The sequence below is a fragment of the Ruminococcus sp. MSJ-25 genome, from assembly GCF_018917825.1.
In the GTDB taxonomy this organism is placed as follows: domain Bacteria; phylum Bacillota; class Clostridia; order Oscillospirales; family Ruminococcaceae; genus Hominimerdicola; species Hominimerdicola aceti.
In genome coordinates this window covers 1-20,086 of sequence record NZ_JAHLPI010000010.1, presented here as the reverse complement: position 1 = coordinate 20,086, position 20,086 = coordinate 1, and the positions used below count along the sequence as shown (strand labels likewise).

The window sequence follows — 20,086 nt, the reverse complement described above, 5'->3', positions numbered from 1 at the left end:
AAAATTAGTGGGGATAAAAATGAATTTTGATAATGATTTGATGCTTTTCTTCCGAACGATATATGAAGATTCGGAGAATATGGACAAATGCAGTGCCAAGGTGAAAAGTGCTGTGGCTGCTGTGGCAGACAAGCTTGACATCGTCAGAGCGGAGCTTGCAGTGAAAATGCCTGCAACAAAGCTTTGTGAGGATGGAGCAGATATGCTCATGGTGCTTTATGACAGAGAGAAGGACGTGGAAAACGAGCCTTTTGAGGCAAGTTTTCCTTTGTTTGAAGGCGGCTTTATAACAGTGACCTTTTATTCTGGTAATTCCAATGGCTTTGATAACGAGCAAAGGAATATCGTAGAGATAATCGCAAACACTGTTTTTATCCAATTTAACAGGGTAATTATGCAGGAGCTTGTTACTCATGTTATAAAAACGGATATCGAAACAGGTGCAGCAAATTTAGACGCTTTGATAAATTACGCCGGTATGCTTATAGCACAAAACAGGATAGAGGATTTCAGTATAATTTTTTTCAATATACATAACTTCAAATATGTAAATAAGGTATTAAATTACGAACAGGGCGACGTTGTTTTGCGTAATTATACAAAGACTATATACCGAAATCTTTCAGATGGTGAGATGATCGCAAGACTTGGCGGCGATAATTTCGTTATGCTTGTAAAGAACGAATCGCTCAGAGAATATATTGATATGCTCAGCTTTATGAACATAAGGTATGACGATGGCAAAGTATCAAAGGATTTTATTTTTAGTGCAACCATCGGATATTCGTCAACTGTGGGTATAAGATATCCAAGAGAAGTAATGGCTCGTGCAAGCATTGCATATGCTGCTGCAAGACGAGTTGGCGCAGGCCATGTAATGGAGTATTCCGAAAATATAAAACAAGAACTGATGAAAATTCAGGGAGTGCTGTCAAACTTCATGGCTGGGCTTATGGCAGGTGAGTTCGAGGTGTATTATCAGCCAAAGGTACGCATCGAAACCAAGGAGATATTTGGTGCAGAAGCCCTTGTACGTTGGCATAGAAAGGGAAGGTTATCAGCACCGGTGGAGTTTATTCCGCTTCTCACGAATGACGGAAGCATAATAAAGCTTGACTACTATGTGCTTGAAGAAGTTTGCAAATGGCTGAGAAAACGCATAGATATGGGTTTTGAACCCTTGAGGATATCAGTGAATTTTTCGAGGAAGCACCTGGAAGAAAAAAATATGATAGGTAATATAGTTGCCTTGATCGACAAATACGAGCTTGATCACCAGCTTATAGAAATAGAGCTTACTGAAAGCGAGGATTATCAGAATTTTGAGCTTATCACAGAGATCGTGAATGGTCTGAGAGCTAATGGTATCGTCACATCTATGGACGATTTTGGTACTGGCTTTTCATCGCTCAATATGATAAAGAATGTTGATCTGCAGGTAATAAAGATAGACAAGTCCTTTATTCCTCTTGAAAAGGATTATGAGGGCAAGGATAAAGATCTTATAATGTTCTATTACATTATAAAAATGGTTAAAAAGCTTGGCAAGGAAACTATCGCCGAGGGAGTTGAAACTGAGCAGCAGCTTGACTATCTCAGAGAAGTTGGCTGTGACGCTGTTCAGGGCTTTGTGTTTGACAAGCCTCTGCCTGCGGCTGAGTTTGAGAAACGTCTTGCCTGCGGTTATAACTGATAAATAAAAGGACGAACATTTTGTGTTCGTCCTTTTTTTTGCATGAATGAAAACAGCCGCAGACCGCCAGCCTTTTGCAATGTGTGATTATTTATCCTGTGTGGAAAGAATTTTTCTAGTCTGAGGTATCTCAAAAAGTGCAAACGCACCGATAGCTGTGAATATCATTTCAGGAAGCATATATGAGCCGTTGTAAAGCAGGCTGTAGAGTACGCTGTTGTCTGTTGAGAAGCCGTCCCACAGTGCGCCGAATGACTTCCAGATAACAACGCCGCTGATGAAGTGGCAAACAAATCTCAGGAAAACTGCTATCATCGTTCCTGCTATCCAGCCCACTGCGCCTTTCTTTCTGAAAATTCCTGCCACACCGAGAACTGTGTAGGCTGCAAGATAGTCAATGAATATGCAGGCAACGAGCATTACAGGAGAAAGTCCCCAGCCGAAAAGTCCGTCTGTGATACCCTGAATGAACTGAATGAGAGAGAAAACAAATGCCGCTCCAAGACCCTTTGCTACGCCATGCTTAATGCTGAAAACGGCTATAGGAAGCATGGAGAGCAGTGTGATAGAGCCGCCCCAAGGGAGCTTGTATACTCTGATAAAGCTAAGCACTGTTGCCAGTGCCACCATTACTGCACCCTCGACCAGTGTGAGTGTTTTTGAATTTTTCATATTATACCATTCCTTTCTGCGTACAAAAAATGCGTATGCCTGATAAAAGGGCATACGCATAGATATACACACTATTTTCCTACGCTGGCATTACCCATATCAGGTGCGGTCAGAACATCAATTTGCTCTTTCTCAGCCGAAAAACATTCAGCTCCCGTGTCGTTTTATGTACTATTGTTATTATACTGCTTTTTTCGTGGGTTTTCAATAGCTTTTCTGATTTTCCCCACCTAAATTGTATGAAAACATAAATATTTGTCACAAAACCGCATTTTATTATTAGTTTTGTACATCTTTGCTGAGTATCTCCTCTATGTTCTCAAAAATAAATTCCTGCGCCTGCTTTGGAAAAAGTATCGTCTTGTAGCTGTTTCCAAGCTGTGATATTTTTTCACGCTCTATTATTCCTGCTTCGGGGGAAAGTATTGTAGTTTCAAGAAAGCCCCTGCCGTTTGCTCCGTCTTTTGCAAGATAATTTTCACCTATGAGCCATTCTTTTATGGCAAGTTTTATGCTTCTTATATCGCCGTCTGTGCCGAGCTGATAGAAAATGCTGTCGCATACTTCTGAAAGGGTCATATCCTGTTCTTTGCCTGAAAGCTCACCTGCGTGGGCAATTATATATTCCTTTGTGCTTTGACCGCCTTCCGCCATCTGTTTTTGCAGATAGCCCTCTGGGATATATTTATAACCCGAAGCAGCGTCAGGATTTTCCTTGAGATATTTCTGTATCTCAGCTACAAAGTATCTTCCATAACGTTCCTGCTTTGACTTTCCCACTCCTGAGATATTCAAAAGCTCCGTCTGCGTCTTAGGAAGCTTTATACACATATCACGCAGTGAAGCGTCTGTAAGAATGATATATGCAGGCAGACTTGCCTGTGTCGCAAGCTTGCTCCGCACTGCTCTGAGCCGTCCGAAAAGCTCCTTGTCAAATGTCGTAACTTCGTCCCTGCCGATCTTTGTGACCGTTTCGCTCTTTGGCTTTTTCTTTGGAAGGCGTATTGTAATAGTCTTTTTGTCCATTAATATCTCTGCAGACCTTCTTGTAAGGGTAAGCACAGAAAAATCCCCGTGTGAAGTCTGTGTGATGTAATCATCAGCTTCAAGAAAAGCTATGAGCCTGCGGATATAGACATGCGTGGAGTCTTTCATTATGCCGTATGTCGAAAGAGTGGAAAGGTCAAAACGCTTTACCTTTTCGGAGTCTGAGCCTTTAAGTATCTGTGCTATTACACCTGCTCCAAAAGAAAGGTTTCGCTGGTGAAGTCTATAAATGCAGGAAAGCACTTTCTGACAATCCACAGACACGTCAACTTCTTCTGTTTCTCCGAAATCACCCAAACAGCCTGAACAGTTCTGACAAGGCTTGTCCTGCTTCTCACCAAAATATCCAAGGATAAACTCTCTCAGACAGCCGTTTGTGTTGCAGTAATCGGTCATCTTTTTCAGACGCATAAGATCACGTTTGCGTATCATTTCAAGAGTGTCATCGTCAAGGTCGGGATTGTCATGAGAATTGTTTATAAGAAACTTGTTGGTCGCAACGTCCTGACCGCTGTAGAGCAAAATGCACTTTGCTTCGTTGCCGTCACGTCCCGCTCTGCCTGCCTCCTGATAATAGCTTTCAATATTCTTAGGCATATTATAATGTATGACATAGCTCACGTTTGATTTGTCTATTCCCATGCCGAAAGCATTGGTCGCCACCATGACCTGGACACGATCAAAGATAAAATCGTCTTGATTTTTACGCCTTTCCTCATCAGAAAGTCCTGCATGATAGCGTGAAGCGTTGTAGCCGTCGGCACAGAGCTTTTCACACACGCTCTCAACATTTTTTCTTGTAGAGCAGTAGATTATTCCGCAGTTGTCTTTGTATTTCTCAACTATCCTCACTGTTTCACTGTATTTGTCATGAGGGTGAGAAACGCCAAAGTAGAGATTTTTTCTGTCAAAGCCTGTGGTTATGGTGAAAGGGTCACGGAGTTCAAGCATTTTGATAATGTCCGCTTTTACTTCTGCGGTGGCAGTGGCGGTGAATGCGCTGACGATAGGGCGGTAGGGAAGTTTGCCAAGAAACTCGGGTATCTTCATATAGGAAGGTCTGAAATCCTGTCCCCACTGAGAAACGCAGTGGGCTTCGTCCACCGCAAGCATGGATATCTTCACCGACGAAGCCAGTGACAGAAACGATCCTGTCATCAGCCTTTCAGGTGCAACATATATTATCTTGTACATACCACGGGCGGCGTTTGATATAGCCATTTCATACTGTGCCGCCGTCAGTGACGAGTTCAGATACGCTGCCCTCACTCCCGATTGTATCAGCGAGTTCACCTGATCTTTCATAAGGGATATGAGAGGCGAAACAACTATGGTTATCCCGTCAAACATAAGGGCAGGTATCTGATAGCACATAGATTTGCCTGCGCCTGTTGGCATAACTCCAAGGCAGTCACGCCCTGCAAGTATGCTGTCTATTATCTGCTCCTGACCATTTCTGAACTGAGAGTGTCCGAAAAAGTCCTGAAGCACTGAATACTTATTGCGAAAATCTGTCATTTTATCCTAACTTTCCATTGTGTGTATGCTTATATTATACTACCAAAAACCAGCTAAGTCAAACAGATATACAAAATTCCATGCGCGATTTTGTAACATCTTTTTCTTAGTCGCTATTGTAATTTTATCGGGATTATGTTATAATAGGCTTGATAAATAATTAGTTATAAAAATATAAAAAAATTAACAAATCTCCAAAGGAAGGATTGTCTGAACACAGTCGTATATTCAGGCATGGTGAAGATCATGGATATGGAAAATAAATTGTGGCAAAGCTATTTTGGTGCTGTCTGGGGAAAGGTTTGTTCAATATGGCACAATATCGGCGGGTTTGTTATGGACGAGAAAAGCGGAGAGTTTTATGCCGATGAAAACTGTCGTGCTCTTATGGGACTTAGAGAGAACACAGATTATGACAAGTTCAGAGATATAGTTGCATTGAACGGCGGAGGACGAGATCTTGGCCTGCCGTTGTGTATAGAACTTCTTGACACTCCAAGTGGCATTACCGCCGGAATAGTGTATCTGTCGAAAGAATATATGTCAAAAAGTGTTTTTGAAGGGCTCGACATTATACCACAATCAGAGCTTGTAAGACTTCTTGATGGAATGACACGCTCATCATTGCTTGCTCTTGTAAGATTTGATGGAGCAGGGAAGCTTTTGGATTCAGACTACTGCATAGGGGAGGCACTTAAGGCGGCTGTTGCGGTTTTGCCTGAAAATACTGTAACGGCATTCAATTCAGACGGTCAGTTTTGGATATATGTTCCATGCTTTGGAGGTAAGCCTGAGGAATTTGCTGACAATATACGTAAAGCGGTGAAGGAGTGTTGCCTGCCAGATGAATTTGGAGTGAGATCGTCTTCAAATCATTCGCTGTCTGTGACGGCAGGCATAAGCAGCGGCTTTGAAGTGCCAGCAAGACTCATGCACGCAGCAGGCTTTGCACTCTATGAAGCTAAGGCAAAGGGTGCAGGCAGTATTTGTTGCTTTGATCCTGAAAAATATGCAAAGCAGAAGAGTGATATCGAGAATATCAGGGCTTTTTCAGAGCTTCTTGATAAAAATCTGTTTACATATCATTTTCAGCCTATCGTTAGTTCTTCAACAGGCGAGATAGTCGCTTATGAAGCGCTTATGAGAACAAAGGGAAATATAGCACTCAATCCGCTTCAGATACTCAACTGTGCTAAAAATTTCGGCAGACTTTACGATATAGAGAAAGCTACACTGAAAAATACTCTTAAATATCTCAGCAAGCATCAGCTCGATTTTGAAAACCGCAGGCTGTATATAAATTCAATATCATCTCATGCTCTTGACGATAAGGATTTTTATGCGATCGTCAATGATTATGGCGAACTTCTTGAAAAGGTCGTTATCGAAATGACAGAGCAGACGGAGATAAGCGAGGACGACCTCGATAGAATAAGGGTGCGTCTTGAAAAGAACAATATGAGCCTTGCTATTGACGATTACGGCACAGGCTACTCAAATACATCGAATCTTCTGCGATATGATCCTGAGGTGGTAAAGATAGACCGTTCCCTCATTTCTGGCATTGACCAGAATCCTAAGGCTCAGAAGATAGTTTCAAAAATGGTGGAATATTTCCATTCAAGCGGATATACCGCACTTGCAGAGGGCGTTGAAACAAGCGAAGAACTTAAAACCATGATATATTTCGGCGTCGATCTTATTCAGGGCTATTATGTTTCTAAGCCGAAGCCTGTGCTTATCCACGATATCTCGGAAAATATCCGTGAGGAGATAGTGGCTTACAGTATCGAGGCTGGAGATAAAGATAAAAAGGTCTTCCACGCTGAGGATAATGACGTTATCGACCTTGCTGAGATGTATAAAAAAAGATATTCTGACATTTTTCTCGGCACAGGTACATTTACTCTTTCAGGAAAGGCTGAGGACGATCGTGCAGTGCCTTTGTCCGTGACAATTGGTAATGGTGTTGATTGCGTCATTCATTTGAAAAACGCATGGCTCACTACATATGAGGATCTGCCGATCATAAAGCTAGGCACTGGCTCTAGAGTAAGGATAGTGTGCAGCGGTGAAGATCATATAGACGGCAGAGGTATTTATGTTCCTGAGGGATCGTCGCTAGAGCTTGTAGGCTCAGGTGAGCTTTATATCAGATCAGAATCACAGGATTGCTATGCAATAGGTACTGACAGCAAGCAGCCTTGTGGAAGGATAACTGTCGCAATGACAGGTGTTCTTGATATAACTGCAAATGGCGACAAGTGCGTCGGCATAGGCGGAGGAGGCTGCAAAGATGGTATTGTCATTGCAGGCGGTGATATAGCTGTAAATTGCAGTGGCGATAGGTGCGTTGGTATTGGAAGCATCGATGGCGACGCAGATGTGACTATATCAAACTGTGGCTGCAGACTAAAGCTTGCGGCAGGAATGTCAGTGGGCATTGGTGCCGTAAAGGGCAGTGCTGATATAAGCATTTCAGACTATAACATTAGCTGTGTGCTTTCGGGAAATAATCTGACTGCAGTGGGAGTTATGAGTAACGGGACCGGAAAGATATGTATTCTCGATGGCAGGCTCAACATTTCCATGAAAGGACGAACTCTCAACTGTGTGGGAACAAGGGGCGGCAAGCTTGACTGCGAACTTGAAAATACTGTCTTTACGCTTTACTGCGAGGGTGGTTCTGTTTCAGGCGTTGGAGATAAAACAGGCAAAGGTGACGTGACAGCAAAAAGCTGTCAGTTTGATGTAATGTTTCTTACAGGCGACGGTTGGGAAATTGGAAGTCCGGAGGGTATGCTTTCGGTCACTGACTGTAAGAAAGATATCAAGATAAACGAATAAGGCAAAGCCCATAGGCGTGCCTTGTGTGACGCTGCTTTAGATCGTCTGAAGCAGCACGGCTGATTTGTACGGAGGATCATGAGATGATGAATGATACTGCTAAACGCAGACGTATAAAAATAGGACTTTTGGTGAGCCACCTTGAAGATGATTTTGACGATGCGGTTGCAGAGGGCGCAATGATAGGTGCAGAGCAGTGCGACGCCGACCTCGTTATTTTTCCAGGCAGATATATAGATGGGATCTATGCCGACAAGCTGAGAACGGTGTATGAGTATCAGTATAATACTTTGTTCGATATGGCGGCGGCAAATAAGTTCGACGTTCTGCTTGTGCTTATCGGCACACTTGGAACATATCTTGACAACGAGCATAAGGTTCAGTTTCTGAAAAAATTTGCTGGAACGCCTGTTATAACTATAACGGCACATATTGATGGTTATCCTTGTATCATGCTCGACAACAGAACGGGAATGAAGGAGGCTATAGAACATCTTATAAAGGTGCATGGCTGTAAAAAGATAGGTATGGTAAGCGGACCTAAAACAAGTGATGATGCCCTTGAAAGACTTGACGTTTACAAGGAAACTCTTGAGGAAAATGGTATCATCTATGACGAAAAGCGTGTTGCATATGGTAATTTTTCGAAATTCTGTGTTGACGAAGTCGGAAAGCTAATTGACGATAATCCAGAACTTGATGCTATCGTTTTTGCAAACGACCAGATGGCAATTGCGGGCTATAAGGCTATGGAAGAGCGTGGGATACGTCCCGGTAAGGATATCCTTGTGACAGGCTTTGATGACGATCCAGTGGCTGAGGAGCTTAATCCGCATTTGACGACTGTCAAGGCTGACCCTTCTGAGCTTGGCTATCATGCCGTTCAGGAGGCTGTGAACTATGTTATAAATAAGGCTATAAACAACGATAAGATCTCTTCGGGAATGGTAAGAAGAAATTCTTGTGGATGTCAGGGCAACTCAAAATTAAAGACCATATCTTTTGGACGCATATCAGATGATCCGGAAGCGTTTGCAAGAAGAATGGGACAGTTTTTGTTCAATAAATACAGTGCAAGTGAAACAACTGCGAAAATGCGAGAAAATTACGTCAAGATAATATATGCTCTTGATGATTATGCCCGTGAGGAAAATCTTGATAATGAGATCAAAAAAGACAAAGTATTAGAAATGACCTCAACTCTTGCCAGTGAAGAATTTTTTAGGTTTGTGAGCGTTGATGAGCTTTATGCTTCTGTTGAGTATATTCAGCAAAAGCTTATCTCTCGTTTTGATAACGTGGAGAAGCATTTGAAGTTAAATCAGACTTTTATTCAGATATACAAGATACTGGCAGAACGCAATGCGAATTACTGTAAGGAAAAGCTTGAGGATAATGAGTTTCTTGCATGGCAGGCAAACTCCATCACAAGGGATATGCTTGTGTTTGAAGCTTATGATGACAGAGCATATGAAACTGTTGTGGATAAGCTTACGAGGCTTCATATGGAATCAAGCTTTCTGTTCAGCTTCGAGCCTGCCCTTATTCACCTTGGCACAGATAAGTGGCAACCGCCGGAATATATGTATCTCAAAGCCTATCACAATGGTTCTGACGCAATCCAGCTCCCACATGAAGAGCAGGCTGTAAAGTATACAGAGCTGTTGTCGAATAAGTATTTGCCAACAGACAGACGTTATACATTAGTGGTATCACCATTGTTCTCTAACGAGGAGCATTACGGAATACTGATGTGTGAGATAAAGCATGAGTATTTTAATTATTTGCAGTCGGTGACTGTTCAGCTTTGTGCGGCACTTAAAATAATAACCTTGATGAAGCAGCAGGCTGTTACCCAGAAGCAGCTTAAAAAGAGCCTTATCGAGATCAAGGAAAACAATGAGCTTCTTCGAGATCTTTCAAGGCAGGACGCTTTGACGGGTTGCTACAATCGAAGGGGATTTTTTGAGGAACTTCGTAAAAGACTCAGCAATGACAAAAACGAGGGTGAAAAGGCTATCATGGTCTTTGCCGACCTTGACTGTCTGAAAACCATAAATGATAAATTTGGTCACGAGGAGGGCGACTTTGCTATACTATCTGCGGCAAAGATACTTAAACACTCTTTTGGCAACAGTGAGATAGTGGGTCGTATAGGTGGCGATGAGTTCGTTGTATGCGCTTTTCTTGATAACGCAATAGATATCCCGTCAATGAGAAACCATATAGAAGCGGTCACAAGAGAATACAATATTAAATATGCCGCTGATAAGCCATATATAATCCATACGAGCGTAGGCGTTTATCCGTTCGTATGCAGTGCCACGCTTGAGATAGGAGAGCTTCTCAGCCATGCTGATATCCTGCTTTATGAGGAAAAAAAGCACAAGAGAAGTATTCTTAAAAGCGATTATGAATAACATTTGCAGGCTGTCTGAAAAAGGCAGCCTGTTTTTTGTTTTTATGCTTGACAAAATATCATGGCTGTGATATAATAAAACATATTTTACGAAAGGAGCGTCGGATGACATGAGAATTACAAGAATATGGGTGAGAAATTATTAAACCGAATATCAGGCAGGTGCATTGGCACAAGCCGCTCCGACTCTTCCGTATAACGTTTTGGTTACACGCCTGAGGGTGTGTTTTTTTATGCCTGAAAAAGCCGAAGAGCGGCTTGATAACAGACATTAGGAGTGATTAATATGGCAGAAATGTTTGACAACACAATAAAGAAAGACCGTGTGCTGTTGGCGGCAGTGGACACAGGTTCGTATGACGTGGAGCTTTCCCTTGACGAGCTTGAAGAGCTGACAGAAACAGCAGGCGGTGAGGTGATAGCGAGAGTGACACAGAAAAGGCCGTCCTTTGACAGCGGTACCTGCATAGGCTCAGGCAGGCTTGAAGAAATGGCTGAGATATGCAGAAATGAAAATATTGACAGGATAGTTTTTGACTGCGAACTTACAGCCACACAGATAAGAAATATCGAGGACGTATGCGGCGTTTTCACTATTGACAGAACTATGCTCATACTGGATATCTTTGCTCAGCGTGCGACTACTCGTGAGGGCAGATTGCAGGTAGAGATAGCACAGAACAAATACAGACTTCCAAGGCTTGCAGGCATGGGAACTAATATGTCACGTCTTGGCGGTGGTATCGGCACAAGAGGTCCTGGTGAGTCGAAGCTTGAAACTGACAAGCGACACATCAGAACACGCATTGCGGCACTTTCAGACGAGCTTAAGGAGATAGAGAAGCGTCGTGGGCTTATGAGAAAACGCCGCAAGAAAGACGGTGTTCTTACAGCGGCGATAGTGGGCTATACAAACGTGGGCAAATCCACACTGCTTAATTATCTTACAGAAGCGGGCGTGCTTGCAGAGAACAAGCTTTTTGCGACTTTGGAAACAACATCAAGGGCTATAGAGCTTCCTGACGGCAGGTCGGTGACGCTTATTGACACGGTAGGACTTATCAGACGTCTGCCGCATCAGCTTGTGGAAGCTTTCAAATCCACTCTTGAAGAGGCGGCAAGTGCGGACGTTATAATCCATGTGTGCGACGCCTCGGCTGATGACTGCGAGGAGCAGGCAAAAGTTACCCTTGAACTGCTCAAAGAGCTTGGCTGTGAGGGAATACCTGTGGTGACAGTGTTCAACAAGTGCGACAAAGTGCCTTATATAAACGAGCTTGACACATCAGGTGAAGCGGTGAAGATATCCGCCAAAAACGGCACAGGCATTGACAGCCTGCTTGCGGCTATACAAAAGGCGTTACCCGAAAACAGCGTAAGATGCAGGCTTCTTTTGCCTTTTGACAAGGCGGGTCTTGTGAACACCATAAGGCAGGAGGGCAGGATATTCAGCGAGGATTATACCGCTGATGGTATCGTTCTTGACGCTCTTGTGGATATCAAGGTCTATCATCTGGTGGAAAGCTATAAGGTGAAAAACGAAGAATAAAGTGTTTTGCAAACGTTAAAAAAGTGTAAACTCTCGGCATGGCTATTGACAAGCCCTGCCTGTGAGAGTATAATAATCGTGGTTAGCAATAACAAATAAATCGAAAGGAAAAAACAGAATATGTCTACTGTTATCATGTCTGCAGTCTTTACATACTTCTTTATGAGCTTGAGCTACTTTTATGGCTTCGAGTTTTTTTGGCGTGTGAAGAAAGCGACGAGATCAGAATAGGCGTATAGAGAAGTTTCTGTTTTTATATATGCGTTTATTATAAGCCGTGGCTTTCTTGTAAAAGAATGTCACGGCTGTTTTTATTGCCTATACAAATTTGATTTTCGGAGGAAAGTAACATGATCATCGTATTGAAAAACAATTCACAGGAAAAACAGGTAGAAGAGCTTTTGAACTGGCTCGACCAGTTCCATGTATCGACGAATCTGGTAGAGGGTGTTCATTCAAATGTTATCGGTCTTATTGGCGACACAACTCAGATCGATATAGAAGCAGTTCAGGCTAAGGAATGTGTTGAAAATGTACAGCGTGTTCAGGAGCCTTACAAGAATGCTAACAGAAAGTTCCACCCTGATAATACTGTTATCGACGTTGCAGGCAGAAAGATAGGCGGCGGAAAGCTTCAGGTCATTGCAGGTCCTTGCTCTGTTGAAACTGAGGAGCAGATAATCACAACTGCTATCGCTGTAAAGGAAGCAGGTGCAACAATGCTCAGAGGTGGCGCATTCAAGCCAAGAACTTCACCATATTCATTCCAGGGTCTTGGCAAGGAGGGCATCGACCTTCTTATTCAGGCTAGAAAGATAACAGGTCTGCCTATCGTTACTGAGATCATGGATCTTTCTGATCTTGACTGCTTTGCTGACGTTGACGTTGTTCAGGTAGGAGCAAGAAATATGCAGAATTTCACGCTGCTCAAGGCTCTCGGCAGAAGCGACAAGCCAGTTCTTCTCAAGAGAGGACTTTCATCAACACTTCAGGAGCTTCTCATGTCCGCTGAGTACATAATGTCTGAGGGCAATCAGAACGTTATCCTTTGCGAAAGAGGTATACGTACATTCGAGCCTGCCACAAGAAATACTCTCGATCTTTCAGCCGTTCCTCTGCTTCAGCAGAAAACACACCTTCCTATCACTATCGACCCTAGCCACGCTACAGGTATCGCTTCACTTGTTGAGCCAATGGCACTTTGCGCTGTAACAGCAGGCTGTGACGCACTTGAGATAGAGGTACACAACGACCCTAAGAACGCATGGAGCGATGGTGCGCAGTCACTTACTCCTGCACAGTTCGCTGAAACAATGAAGAAAGTTAAGGCACTTTCCGAGTTCATGGGCAAGCCTCTTGATGTAAACGAATAAACAAGACATTGAAAAAGAGGTGTTTTCGCACCTCTTTTTCTTTACAAATATTCAGTTATGTGGTATAATATTTTAGAACTGTAAATGGATAAAGTACAAAGGAGGAAGAGCGATGAAACTTGTGCTTAAACAAAGGCTTTTTTCATGGTTTGACAGCTATGACGTGTGCGACGAATACGGCAAAGCAGTTTTCAGCGTAAAAGGCAGACTCGCATGGGGGCACTTGCTGGAGATATACGACAACATGGGAAACAAGGTCGGCGTGCTGAAAGAAAAGGTGCTGAAAATTTTCCCTACCTTTGAGATATACATAGGCGGAGAGTATATGGGCTGTATAAAGAAAGAGTTCACATTTTTCAAGCCAAAGTTCCATATAGATTTCTGCGGCTGGAGAGTGGACGGTGATATTTTCGGCTGGGACTATTCCGTTTATAGCGGTGCTGAACAGATAATGCGTGTGTCAAAGGAGCTTTTGCACCTTACCGATACCTATGTCATAGACGTTTATGACGATAGCAATGCTTTGGCAGGATTGCTCATTGCACTTGCGATAGACGCCGAGAAATGCTCAGACGGCAATTAGGCTTTTATGATAGCTGTGTAAAAGATTGTACTGAAAGGTTTTGATATTAATGAAATTCAACTGCGAGCTTAAAAGGGTCGTGGACGATTCTTATGATATAGAAATAGGCAGAAAATTGCAGGATACGCTGGTCAGCGACCTTAAAGGCGGTCTTGTGGGAAAGATAAAGAAATTTGCCGTTGTAACGGATTCTATCGTTGTGGATCTCTATGGCAGAGATATTTATGACAGGCTCAACGCCGCAGGTCTGAAAGCTGAGCTTTTTGTGATACCTGAGGGAGAAAAGTCCAAAACAAGACCGATGAAAGAGTTTGTTGAGGACTCTATGCTTGAAAAAGACTTTCGCCGTGATTGCTGTGTGGTAGCCGTTGGCGGCGGAGTTGTCACAGACCTGGCAGGCTTTGTTGCAGGAACATTCGGCAGAGGAGTGCCTTTTGTGAATTATGCCACAACGCTCCTTGCGGCGGCTGACGCATCAGTTGGCGGAAAAACTGCCGTTGATACGCCCCTTGCTACAAATCTTATCGGTCTGTTCAATCAGCCTAAGAAAGTTTATCTCGACATAGACACATGGAAAACTCTGCCTGAAAAACAGCTTTCAAGCGGTCTTGCGGAAACTATAAAGCACGGCTGTCTTGGTGATAAGGAGCTGTTTGAGTATCTTGAAAAAAACGTGGAAAAGGTGCTTGAATGTGACGGCGAAGCTTGCGAGTATATCGCAAAGAAAAACTGCGAAGTCAAGTACAAAGTGGTAATGAAAGACGAGAGAGAGTCGGGTCTGAGAGAGGTGCTTAATCTCGGTCACACTGTTGGCAGAGCTATCGAAACTGTGTCTGATTATAGACTATATCATGGAGAAGCTGTAGCTATCGGTATGGTGGCACAGTCCAGATTGGGCGAGAAGCTTGGTTTCATATCCCATGAAAATGAACAGCGTGTGGAAAAGCTTCTTGAAAGGGCAAATCTTCCTACAAAAATACCTGACTATATTGACAGAAAGGCTCTTGTGAAAAAGCTTTATACAGATAAAAAGGTCCGTGACGGAAAGCTGAGATTTGTTTTCCAAAAAGAAATAGGCGAGATGATGTGCTTCGGTGAAAATCAGTACGGCAAAGAGATATCCGAGGAGCAGATAGCTGAAATAATCACAGAGATGTAACGGAGGATGGCGATGAACATAACTGTATTTCCGAAAAAACTCAGCGGACAGGTGACAGTTCCGCCCTCAAAAAGCGTTGCACACAGAATGGTGATAGCGGCGGCGCTGTCAAACGGCGTTTCTGAGATAACAAATCTTTATCCCTCGGTGGATATCCTTGCGACTATGGATTGCATGAGGGCGCTTGGGGCGAAAATAGATTTTGACGGTGACAAGGCTGTGATAGAGGGCATAAAGGATATTCCTGAGAGCGCAGCTTTGGATTGCTGTGAGAGCGGCTCAACGCTGAGATTTCTCATACCTGTTGCTTGTGCGTTTGGGGTGGATACTCAGTTCATCGGCAGGGGCAGGCTTCCGCAAAGACCTATCACACCATATCTTGAAGAGTTTCCAAAGCATGGCGTAAGCTTTGAATACAACAACACTATGCCTTTTTCCACAAACGGAAGGCTCACAGGAGGCAGGTTCTATGTTGACGGTGGAATATCTTCTCAGTTTATCACAGGGCTTCTGTTTGCTCTGCCGCTTCTTGAGGAGGACAGCGAGATAATACTCACTTCTCATTTGGAGTCAAAGCCATATGTTGACATAACTTTAGGCACTTTGAGAGAGCATGGCTGTCAGGTTGAGGAAACAGAGAACGGATATTTTGTAAAGGGCGGTCAGCATTATATGCCTTTCAGCGGCAGAGTTGAGGGGGATTATTCTCAGGCGGCTTTCTTCAAGGTGGCAAATTCTTTGGGCAGTGATATTGATATCGCAGGGCTTTCTGAAAAATCTTTTCAGGGAGATAAAAAAATTGTTGAAATATGCGAGAAAATAGTGTATAATAAAAATGGCGGTTTGCAGCCTTTTGACCTCGACTGTTCGGATATACCCGACCTTGTGCCTGTTCTTACAGTGCTTGGAAGCTTCTGCGAGGGAAAAAGCTATATACGAAATGCCGCACGTCTTAGGATAAAGGAGTGCGACAGGCTTTCGGCTATCTCACAGTGCCTTAACGCAATTGGCGGAAAGGTAACTGAGCTTGAAGACGGATTGGAGATAGAGGGCGTTGGCTCACTGAATGGCGGAGAAGTTGACAGCTTCAACGACCACAGGATCGCAATGTCAATGGCGGTGGCTGCCACAAGATGTACTTCACCACTGAAGATAAACGGTGCGGAGTGCGTCAGCAAGTCATATCCCGATTTCTTTGAGGTATATGAGAGCATCGGAGGAGAGATAAGCCGTGAGCCTTAACGTGGGCTAGTACAAAAAATTGTACTTATCTGGCGGGTATCTGCCGTTATTTATACAGGCTTTATAAGCTGACAGGAGGAAGTAAAATGTCATCAACATGGAACAACAATATAGGCTTTACCGTTTTCGGTGAGAGCCACGGCCCTGCAATAGGCGTTGTTATGGATAATGTACCGCCGGGGGAGAGCATCGACCTTGACAAGATATATCAATTTATGGCAAGAAGAGCGCCTAAGCAGAACAAGACCTCTACACAGAGAAAAGAAAAGGATATGCCGCAGATAATGTCTGGCTATTTTAACGGCAAGACTACTGGTACTCCTCTTTGTGCGCTTATAGCAAATACAGACCAGCATTCACAGGATTATTCAAATCTTTCAAGGCTTGCAAGACCAGGTCACGCTGATTATACAGGCGCATTGAGATACAGAGGCTTCAATGATGTTAGAGGCGGCGGACATTTTTCAGGCAGACTTACTGCGCCCCTATGCTTTGCAGGAGCAGTGGCAGGTCAGATACTTGAAAAAAGAGGTATCTATGTGGGCGCTCATATCGCAGAGATCCATGGCATAAAGGATAAGGCTTTTGACCCTATCAATACCACTAAGGATATGATAAGGGAGGTTCGTGAGAAAGAGTTTCCGACTATCATTGACGTTCAGGGCAACGAAATGATAAAGGAGATAGACAAGGCAAGAAAGGATAAGGACAGCGTTGGCGGAATTATAGAATGTATCGCTATCAATGTTCCAGCCGGTATCGGCTCGCCTATCTTTGACGGACTTGAAAACTCTATAGCTCAGCTTATTTTCGGTATCCCTGCGGTAAAGGGTCTGGAGTTTGGTGCAGGCTTTAAGGTGGCGGAAATGACAGGTTCGGAGAACAATGACGAGTTCTATGTAAATGATAAGGGCCACGTTGTGACAAAGACAAACAATCACGGCGGAATACTGGGCGGAATAGCTTCTGGTATGCCTATCACACTTAGAGTGGCTTTCAAGCCTACTCCGTCAATAGCAAGACCGCAGGCAACTGTGGACTATTCAGCTATGAAAAATGAAACTCTCGAAGTAAAGGGCAGACACGATCCTTGTGTTGTTCCAAGAGCTGTGCCATGTGTTGAGGCGGCTGTTAATATAGCTTTGCTCAATCATATGCTTGAATACCCAAATTTTTAGAGAAATTTCCAAAGGAGGATTGATAGCTTGGTACAAAATCCTGAGGCTCATATATCAGAGAACATGAAGAACATTTCCGACGTGTATGAGGTTCAAATACTTCTGGCTTATTTTCTGGGTCAGATAAATCAGCTTTGTACGCCTAATCAGCTGACAGAGATAGCAACGGGCGAGGGCGTTGTGAACTATTTTGTATATACGGAAGCTGTCAGCAGAATGTTGGAAAACGGCACGCTGGAGCTTGCGGAAATAGAAGGCACGAATTACTATCGGCTCACTGAAAAGGGCATTGAGGGCGCTGAGAAATTCAAAAAACTTGTGCCGAAAAGTTTTAGAGATAAGATATATGCGGCAGGTCTAAGACTGTTCGTCAAGCTTAAAAACGATCGTGACGTAAGCTTTGATATAAAGCCTGCAAAGCGTGGTTATAACGTGCATTGCCGCTGCTGTGACGATGATATGGTGCTTATGGACATAACTCTTTACGCACCTGATCAGGAGCAGGCAAATTATATAAAATCAAAAATTCAGATGAATCCTACAGATTTCTATTGCAGAGTGGTGGACTATATAATCGAGAACGAGGAATATGTGCCGTCTGCTGCAGAGGAGCAGGGATTGTTCTAAAGAAAGTGGAGCCGTCTGGGCATATGCTCAGGCGGCTTTTGAAAAAAAATTTTATTTTTTGTGACATTTCGGGAGAGAATAAGTATTTATTATAAAGGGGTGATCAAATGGACGTCAATTTGAAAAATACGCCTTCAGAGATAGACAGGCTTATAGATAAATATAAAAGTACCGTTTATGGAATCGCTATAGCACGTCTTGGCTCAAAAGCAGATGCAGACGATGTTTTTCAGGAAGTGTTTCTTGCAGCTTATCGAAAGGGGATAACAGTCAAGGACAATGATGAGGAGAAGTTCTGGCTTATCAGGACTACTCTCAATCAGTGCAAAAAGATAACATTGTCAAGCTGGCGCAGGCGTACAGTTCCCCTTGAAGAAAGAAAGGAAGAGGTAAGCTTTTTCAGAAGCCGTGAGGAAAATGATGTTTTCTGTGCTGTAACGGAACTGCCTGAAAAATACAGAATGGTGGTCTATCTTTACTATTTTGAAGAGGTGTCTACTGATGAGATAGCAAAGATAATGAAAGTACGCAGTGGAACGGTGAGAATGCAGCTTACAAGGGCAAGAGAAATGTTGAAAGAAAAGCTGAAAGGAGGATATTTCTATGAATAAGGAATTTTTCAGAGGCATGAAAGAGCAGATAGAGCCTGATGAAGAGCAGGTCGAGGAATTGAAAAATAAGCTCAACAATACTGCGGTGGTAAGCAGGAAACCTATGTGGATAGGCGGAGTATGTGCGGCGGCACTGTGTGTGGCGGTTGGAGCAGGTCTGTTTTTATCCGACAGCAAAACTGATAAAAACAGCATAAAGACAAGCGGCAGTTCATCAGTGCAGTACAATGACAGTTGGTCGCCTGACCTTATAAATAGAAATGGGAACGGCTCTGACGAAAATCAGACAGTAGCTGGTGGCGAAACAGAGGAAAGCATTGTCGACAGTACACCTGATTCAAAGATCGACAACGGCAAGACGGACGATACGCCCAATATAAACAACAATACGGGTGGAAATACGCAGATAGCAGATAATGACCACATAAGTGACAACAATGGCGGAATTATTTCAGACAATAGTAATACAGAAAATACAGATAGTAATGCAAACGACAGCAAATCGGAGACCACATCGTCCAAAAATGAAACGGAAGACCCTATAGAGTTCGATGACAAAGACCCTGTATACCCTGAGATATATGTGCAGGACGAAAGGCTTTTTGATATGACGTTAAAGGGCAAGGCGTTTGCGTTTCCTGCAAAGTATAGTGATGTAGCGGATATGGGCCTTTGGGCGGCAGGTTTAGGTGGTTATTCTGAGAGCGTTGACCCGAAGAATTATGTGATAGCGGAAGATGATATGGAAACTTTCTTCAGCAATGGTGCAACAGGATATTCAGGAAGCATGACCATTGACAATTATACTTATGAAGAAGCTAAGGCAAGTGAATGTGATGTCATGGGATTGTTTTTGGATAATTGTCCTGAGTTCTCTATAGGCGGAATAAAGACTGGATCGACTATAGAGGAAGTGAATAAGACATTCGGCGTTAATTATACTAATGAGTGCAGGACGCTTACTGTACATTCGCAGAACGGCGCTTTTACAGACAGCAAGGGTACTTTTACTCTAACAGTTGTATTTGCGTTCAATGACGGGGTAGTTTATCATGTAGGCGAGTCAAAGATATATTCGACGTTCTTCTGATCGTCAATATTGTGTAAGTTTTGTACTGTTTCTGTGCAAAATAATGAAAATATCTATAAAAAACATAGAAACGGTACAAAACGCTTGACAAAAAGGCATAAAAGTGATAAAATAAACAAGTCGCCTCGAGAGAGAGCGATAAAGAAAGAAGCGAAACGAAGGTAAAAGGTTCGGGAGAACAGAAGAGACCTGAGAAGTAGCTTGAAAAGAACTTCGCAAAAGAGCTCAAATGAATTCATAAAGAATTCACAAAGAAAAGTCTTGACATAGCTTAACTAATATGATATAATAGATAAGCTGATTTAAGACAGCACATTAGAAAACACAAAAAATCGAAAGTCAAAAAACTTTTTTGAAATAACTTCAGAAAAGGGGTTGACAAAAGATAAAAAGTGTGATATAATGTAAAAGTTGCACGACACAAAAGAGTGTAACGAAACAGCATCTTGAAAATTGAACAAAGACGAATAGTACGAAA

At 43.0% G+C, this 20,086-nt stretch carries 14 protein-coding genes and 1 riboswitch; of the genes, 12 read left to right on the top strand and 2 right to left on the bottom strand.

Annotated elements, in window-relative coordinates; translation table 11 throughout:
• The first annotated feature begins 19 nt into the window (after positions 1–19).
• Positions 20–1,693, top strand: a complete 1,674-nt coding sequence (locus tag KQH97_RS02815; protein ID WP_216552613.1) for a bifunctional diguanylate cyclase/phosphodiesterase — start codon at positions 20–22, stop codon at positions 1,691–1,693.
• An 87-nt stretch (positions 1,694–1,780) separates the two neighbouring features.
• Here the strand turns inward: KQH97_RS02815 and KQH97_RS02810 are convergent, their stop codons facing one another.
• Positions 1,781–2,365, bottom strand: coding sequence for an energy-coupled thiamine transporter ThiT (locus tag KQH97_RS02810; protein WP_216552611.1), 585 nt, complete (start codon positions 2,363–2,365; stop codon positions 1,781–1,783).
• 58 nt (positions 2,366–2,423) lie between these two features.
• Positions 2,424–2,533, bottom strand: a riboswitch (TPP riboswitch).
• A gap of 111 nt (positions 2,534–2,644) precedes the next feature.
• Positions 2,645–4,930: a DNA helicase RecQ gene (gene recQ / locus KQH97_RS02805; RefSeq protein WP_216552609.1), complete on the bottom strand. Its 2,286-nt coding sequence runs from the start codon at positions 4,928–4,930 to the stop codon at positions 2,645–2,647.
• A gap of 252 nt (positions 4,931–5,182) precedes the next feature.
• Here recQ and KQH97_RS02800 point away from each other — a divergent pair, with 252 nt between their 5' ends.
• From KQH97_RS02800 to KQH97_RS02750, 11 genes are all read left to right on the top strand, one after another.
• Complete coding sequence (locus KQH97_RS02800) at positions 5,183–7,777, top strand: EAL domain-containing protein (RefSeq protein WP_216552607.1); 2,595 nt, start codon at positions 5,183–5,185, stop codon at positions 7,775–7,777.
• 83 nt (positions 7,778–7,860) lie between these two features.
• On the top strand, positions 7,861–10,197 hold the full coding sequence (locus KQH97_RS02795) for a diguanylate cyclase (protein ID WP_216552605.1): 2,337 nt from the start codon (positions 7,861–7,863) through the stop codon (positions 10,195–10,197).
• A 294-nt stretch (positions 10,198–10,491) separates the two neighbouring features.
• The gene (gene hflX / locus KQH97_RS02790; RefSeq protein ID WP_181982684.1) at positions 10,492–11,745 is read left to right on the top strand and encodes a GTPase HflX; all 1,254 of its coding nucleotides are present in this window, start codon (positions 10,492–10,494) and stop codon (positions 11,743–11,745) included.
• A 350-nt stretch (positions 11,746–12,095) separates the two neighbouring features.
• A complete protein-coding gene (gene aroF, locus KQH97_RS02785; RefSeq protein ID WP_038671269.1) occupies positions 12,096–13,118 on the top strand; it encodes a 3-deoxy-7-phosphoheptulonate synthase in 1,023 nt (340 codons plus the stop codon).
• Between the two features lie 112 nt (positions 13,119–13,230).
• The gene (locus tag KQH97_RS02780) at positions 13,231–13,701 is read left to right on the top strand and encodes an LURP-one-related/scramblase family protein (protein WP_216552603.1); all 471 of its coding nucleotides are present in this window, start codon (positions 13,231–13,233) and stop codon (positions 13,699–13,701) included.
• 49 nt (positions 13,702–13,750) lie between these two features.
• Complete coding sequence (gene aroB / locus KQH97_RS02775; protein ID WP_216552601.1) at positions 13,751–14,860, top strand: 3-dehydroquinate synthase; 1,110 nt, start codon at positions 13,751–13,753, stop codon at positions 14,858–14,860.
• Between the two features lie 12 nt (positions 14,861–14,872).
• The gene (gene aroA, locus KQH97_RS02770; RefSeq protein ID WP_216552598.1) at positions 14,873–16,102 is read left to right on the top strand and encodes a 3-phosphoshikimate 1-carboxyvinyltransferase; all 1,230 of its coding nucleotides are present in this window, start codon (positions 14,873–14,875) and stop codon (positions 16,100–16,102) included.
• Positions 16,103–16,188: 86 nt separating this feature from the next.
• Complete coding sequence (gene aroC, locus KQH97_RS02765) at positions 16,189–17,280, top strand: chorismate synthase (protein WP_038671275.1); 1,092 nt, start codon at positions 16,189–16,191, stop codon at positions 17,278–17,280.
• Positions 17,281–17,307: 27 nt separating this feature from the next.
• Positions 17,308–17,907, top strand: a complete 600-nt coding sequence (locus KQH97_RS02760) for a DUF4364 family protein (RefSeq protein ID WP_022288567.1) — start codon at positions 17,308–17,310, stop codon at positions 17,905–17,907.
• 107 nt (positions 17,908–18,014) lie between these two features.
• On the top strand, positions 18,015–18,518 hold the full coding sequence (locus KQH97_RS02755) for an RNA polymerase sigma factor (protein ID WP_117877962.1): 504 nt from the start codon (positions 18,015–18,017) through the stop codon (positions 18,516–18,518).
• On the top strand, positions 18,511–19,608 hold the full coding sequence (locus tag KQH97_RS02750) for a hypothetical protein (RefSeq protein WP_216552596.1): 1,098 nt from the start codon (positions 18,511–18,513) through the stop codon (positions 19,606–19,608). Before KQH97_RS02755 ends, KQH97_RS02750 begins: the two co-directional genes overlap by 8 nt.
• Positions 19,609–20,086 lie beyond the last annotated feature (478 nt).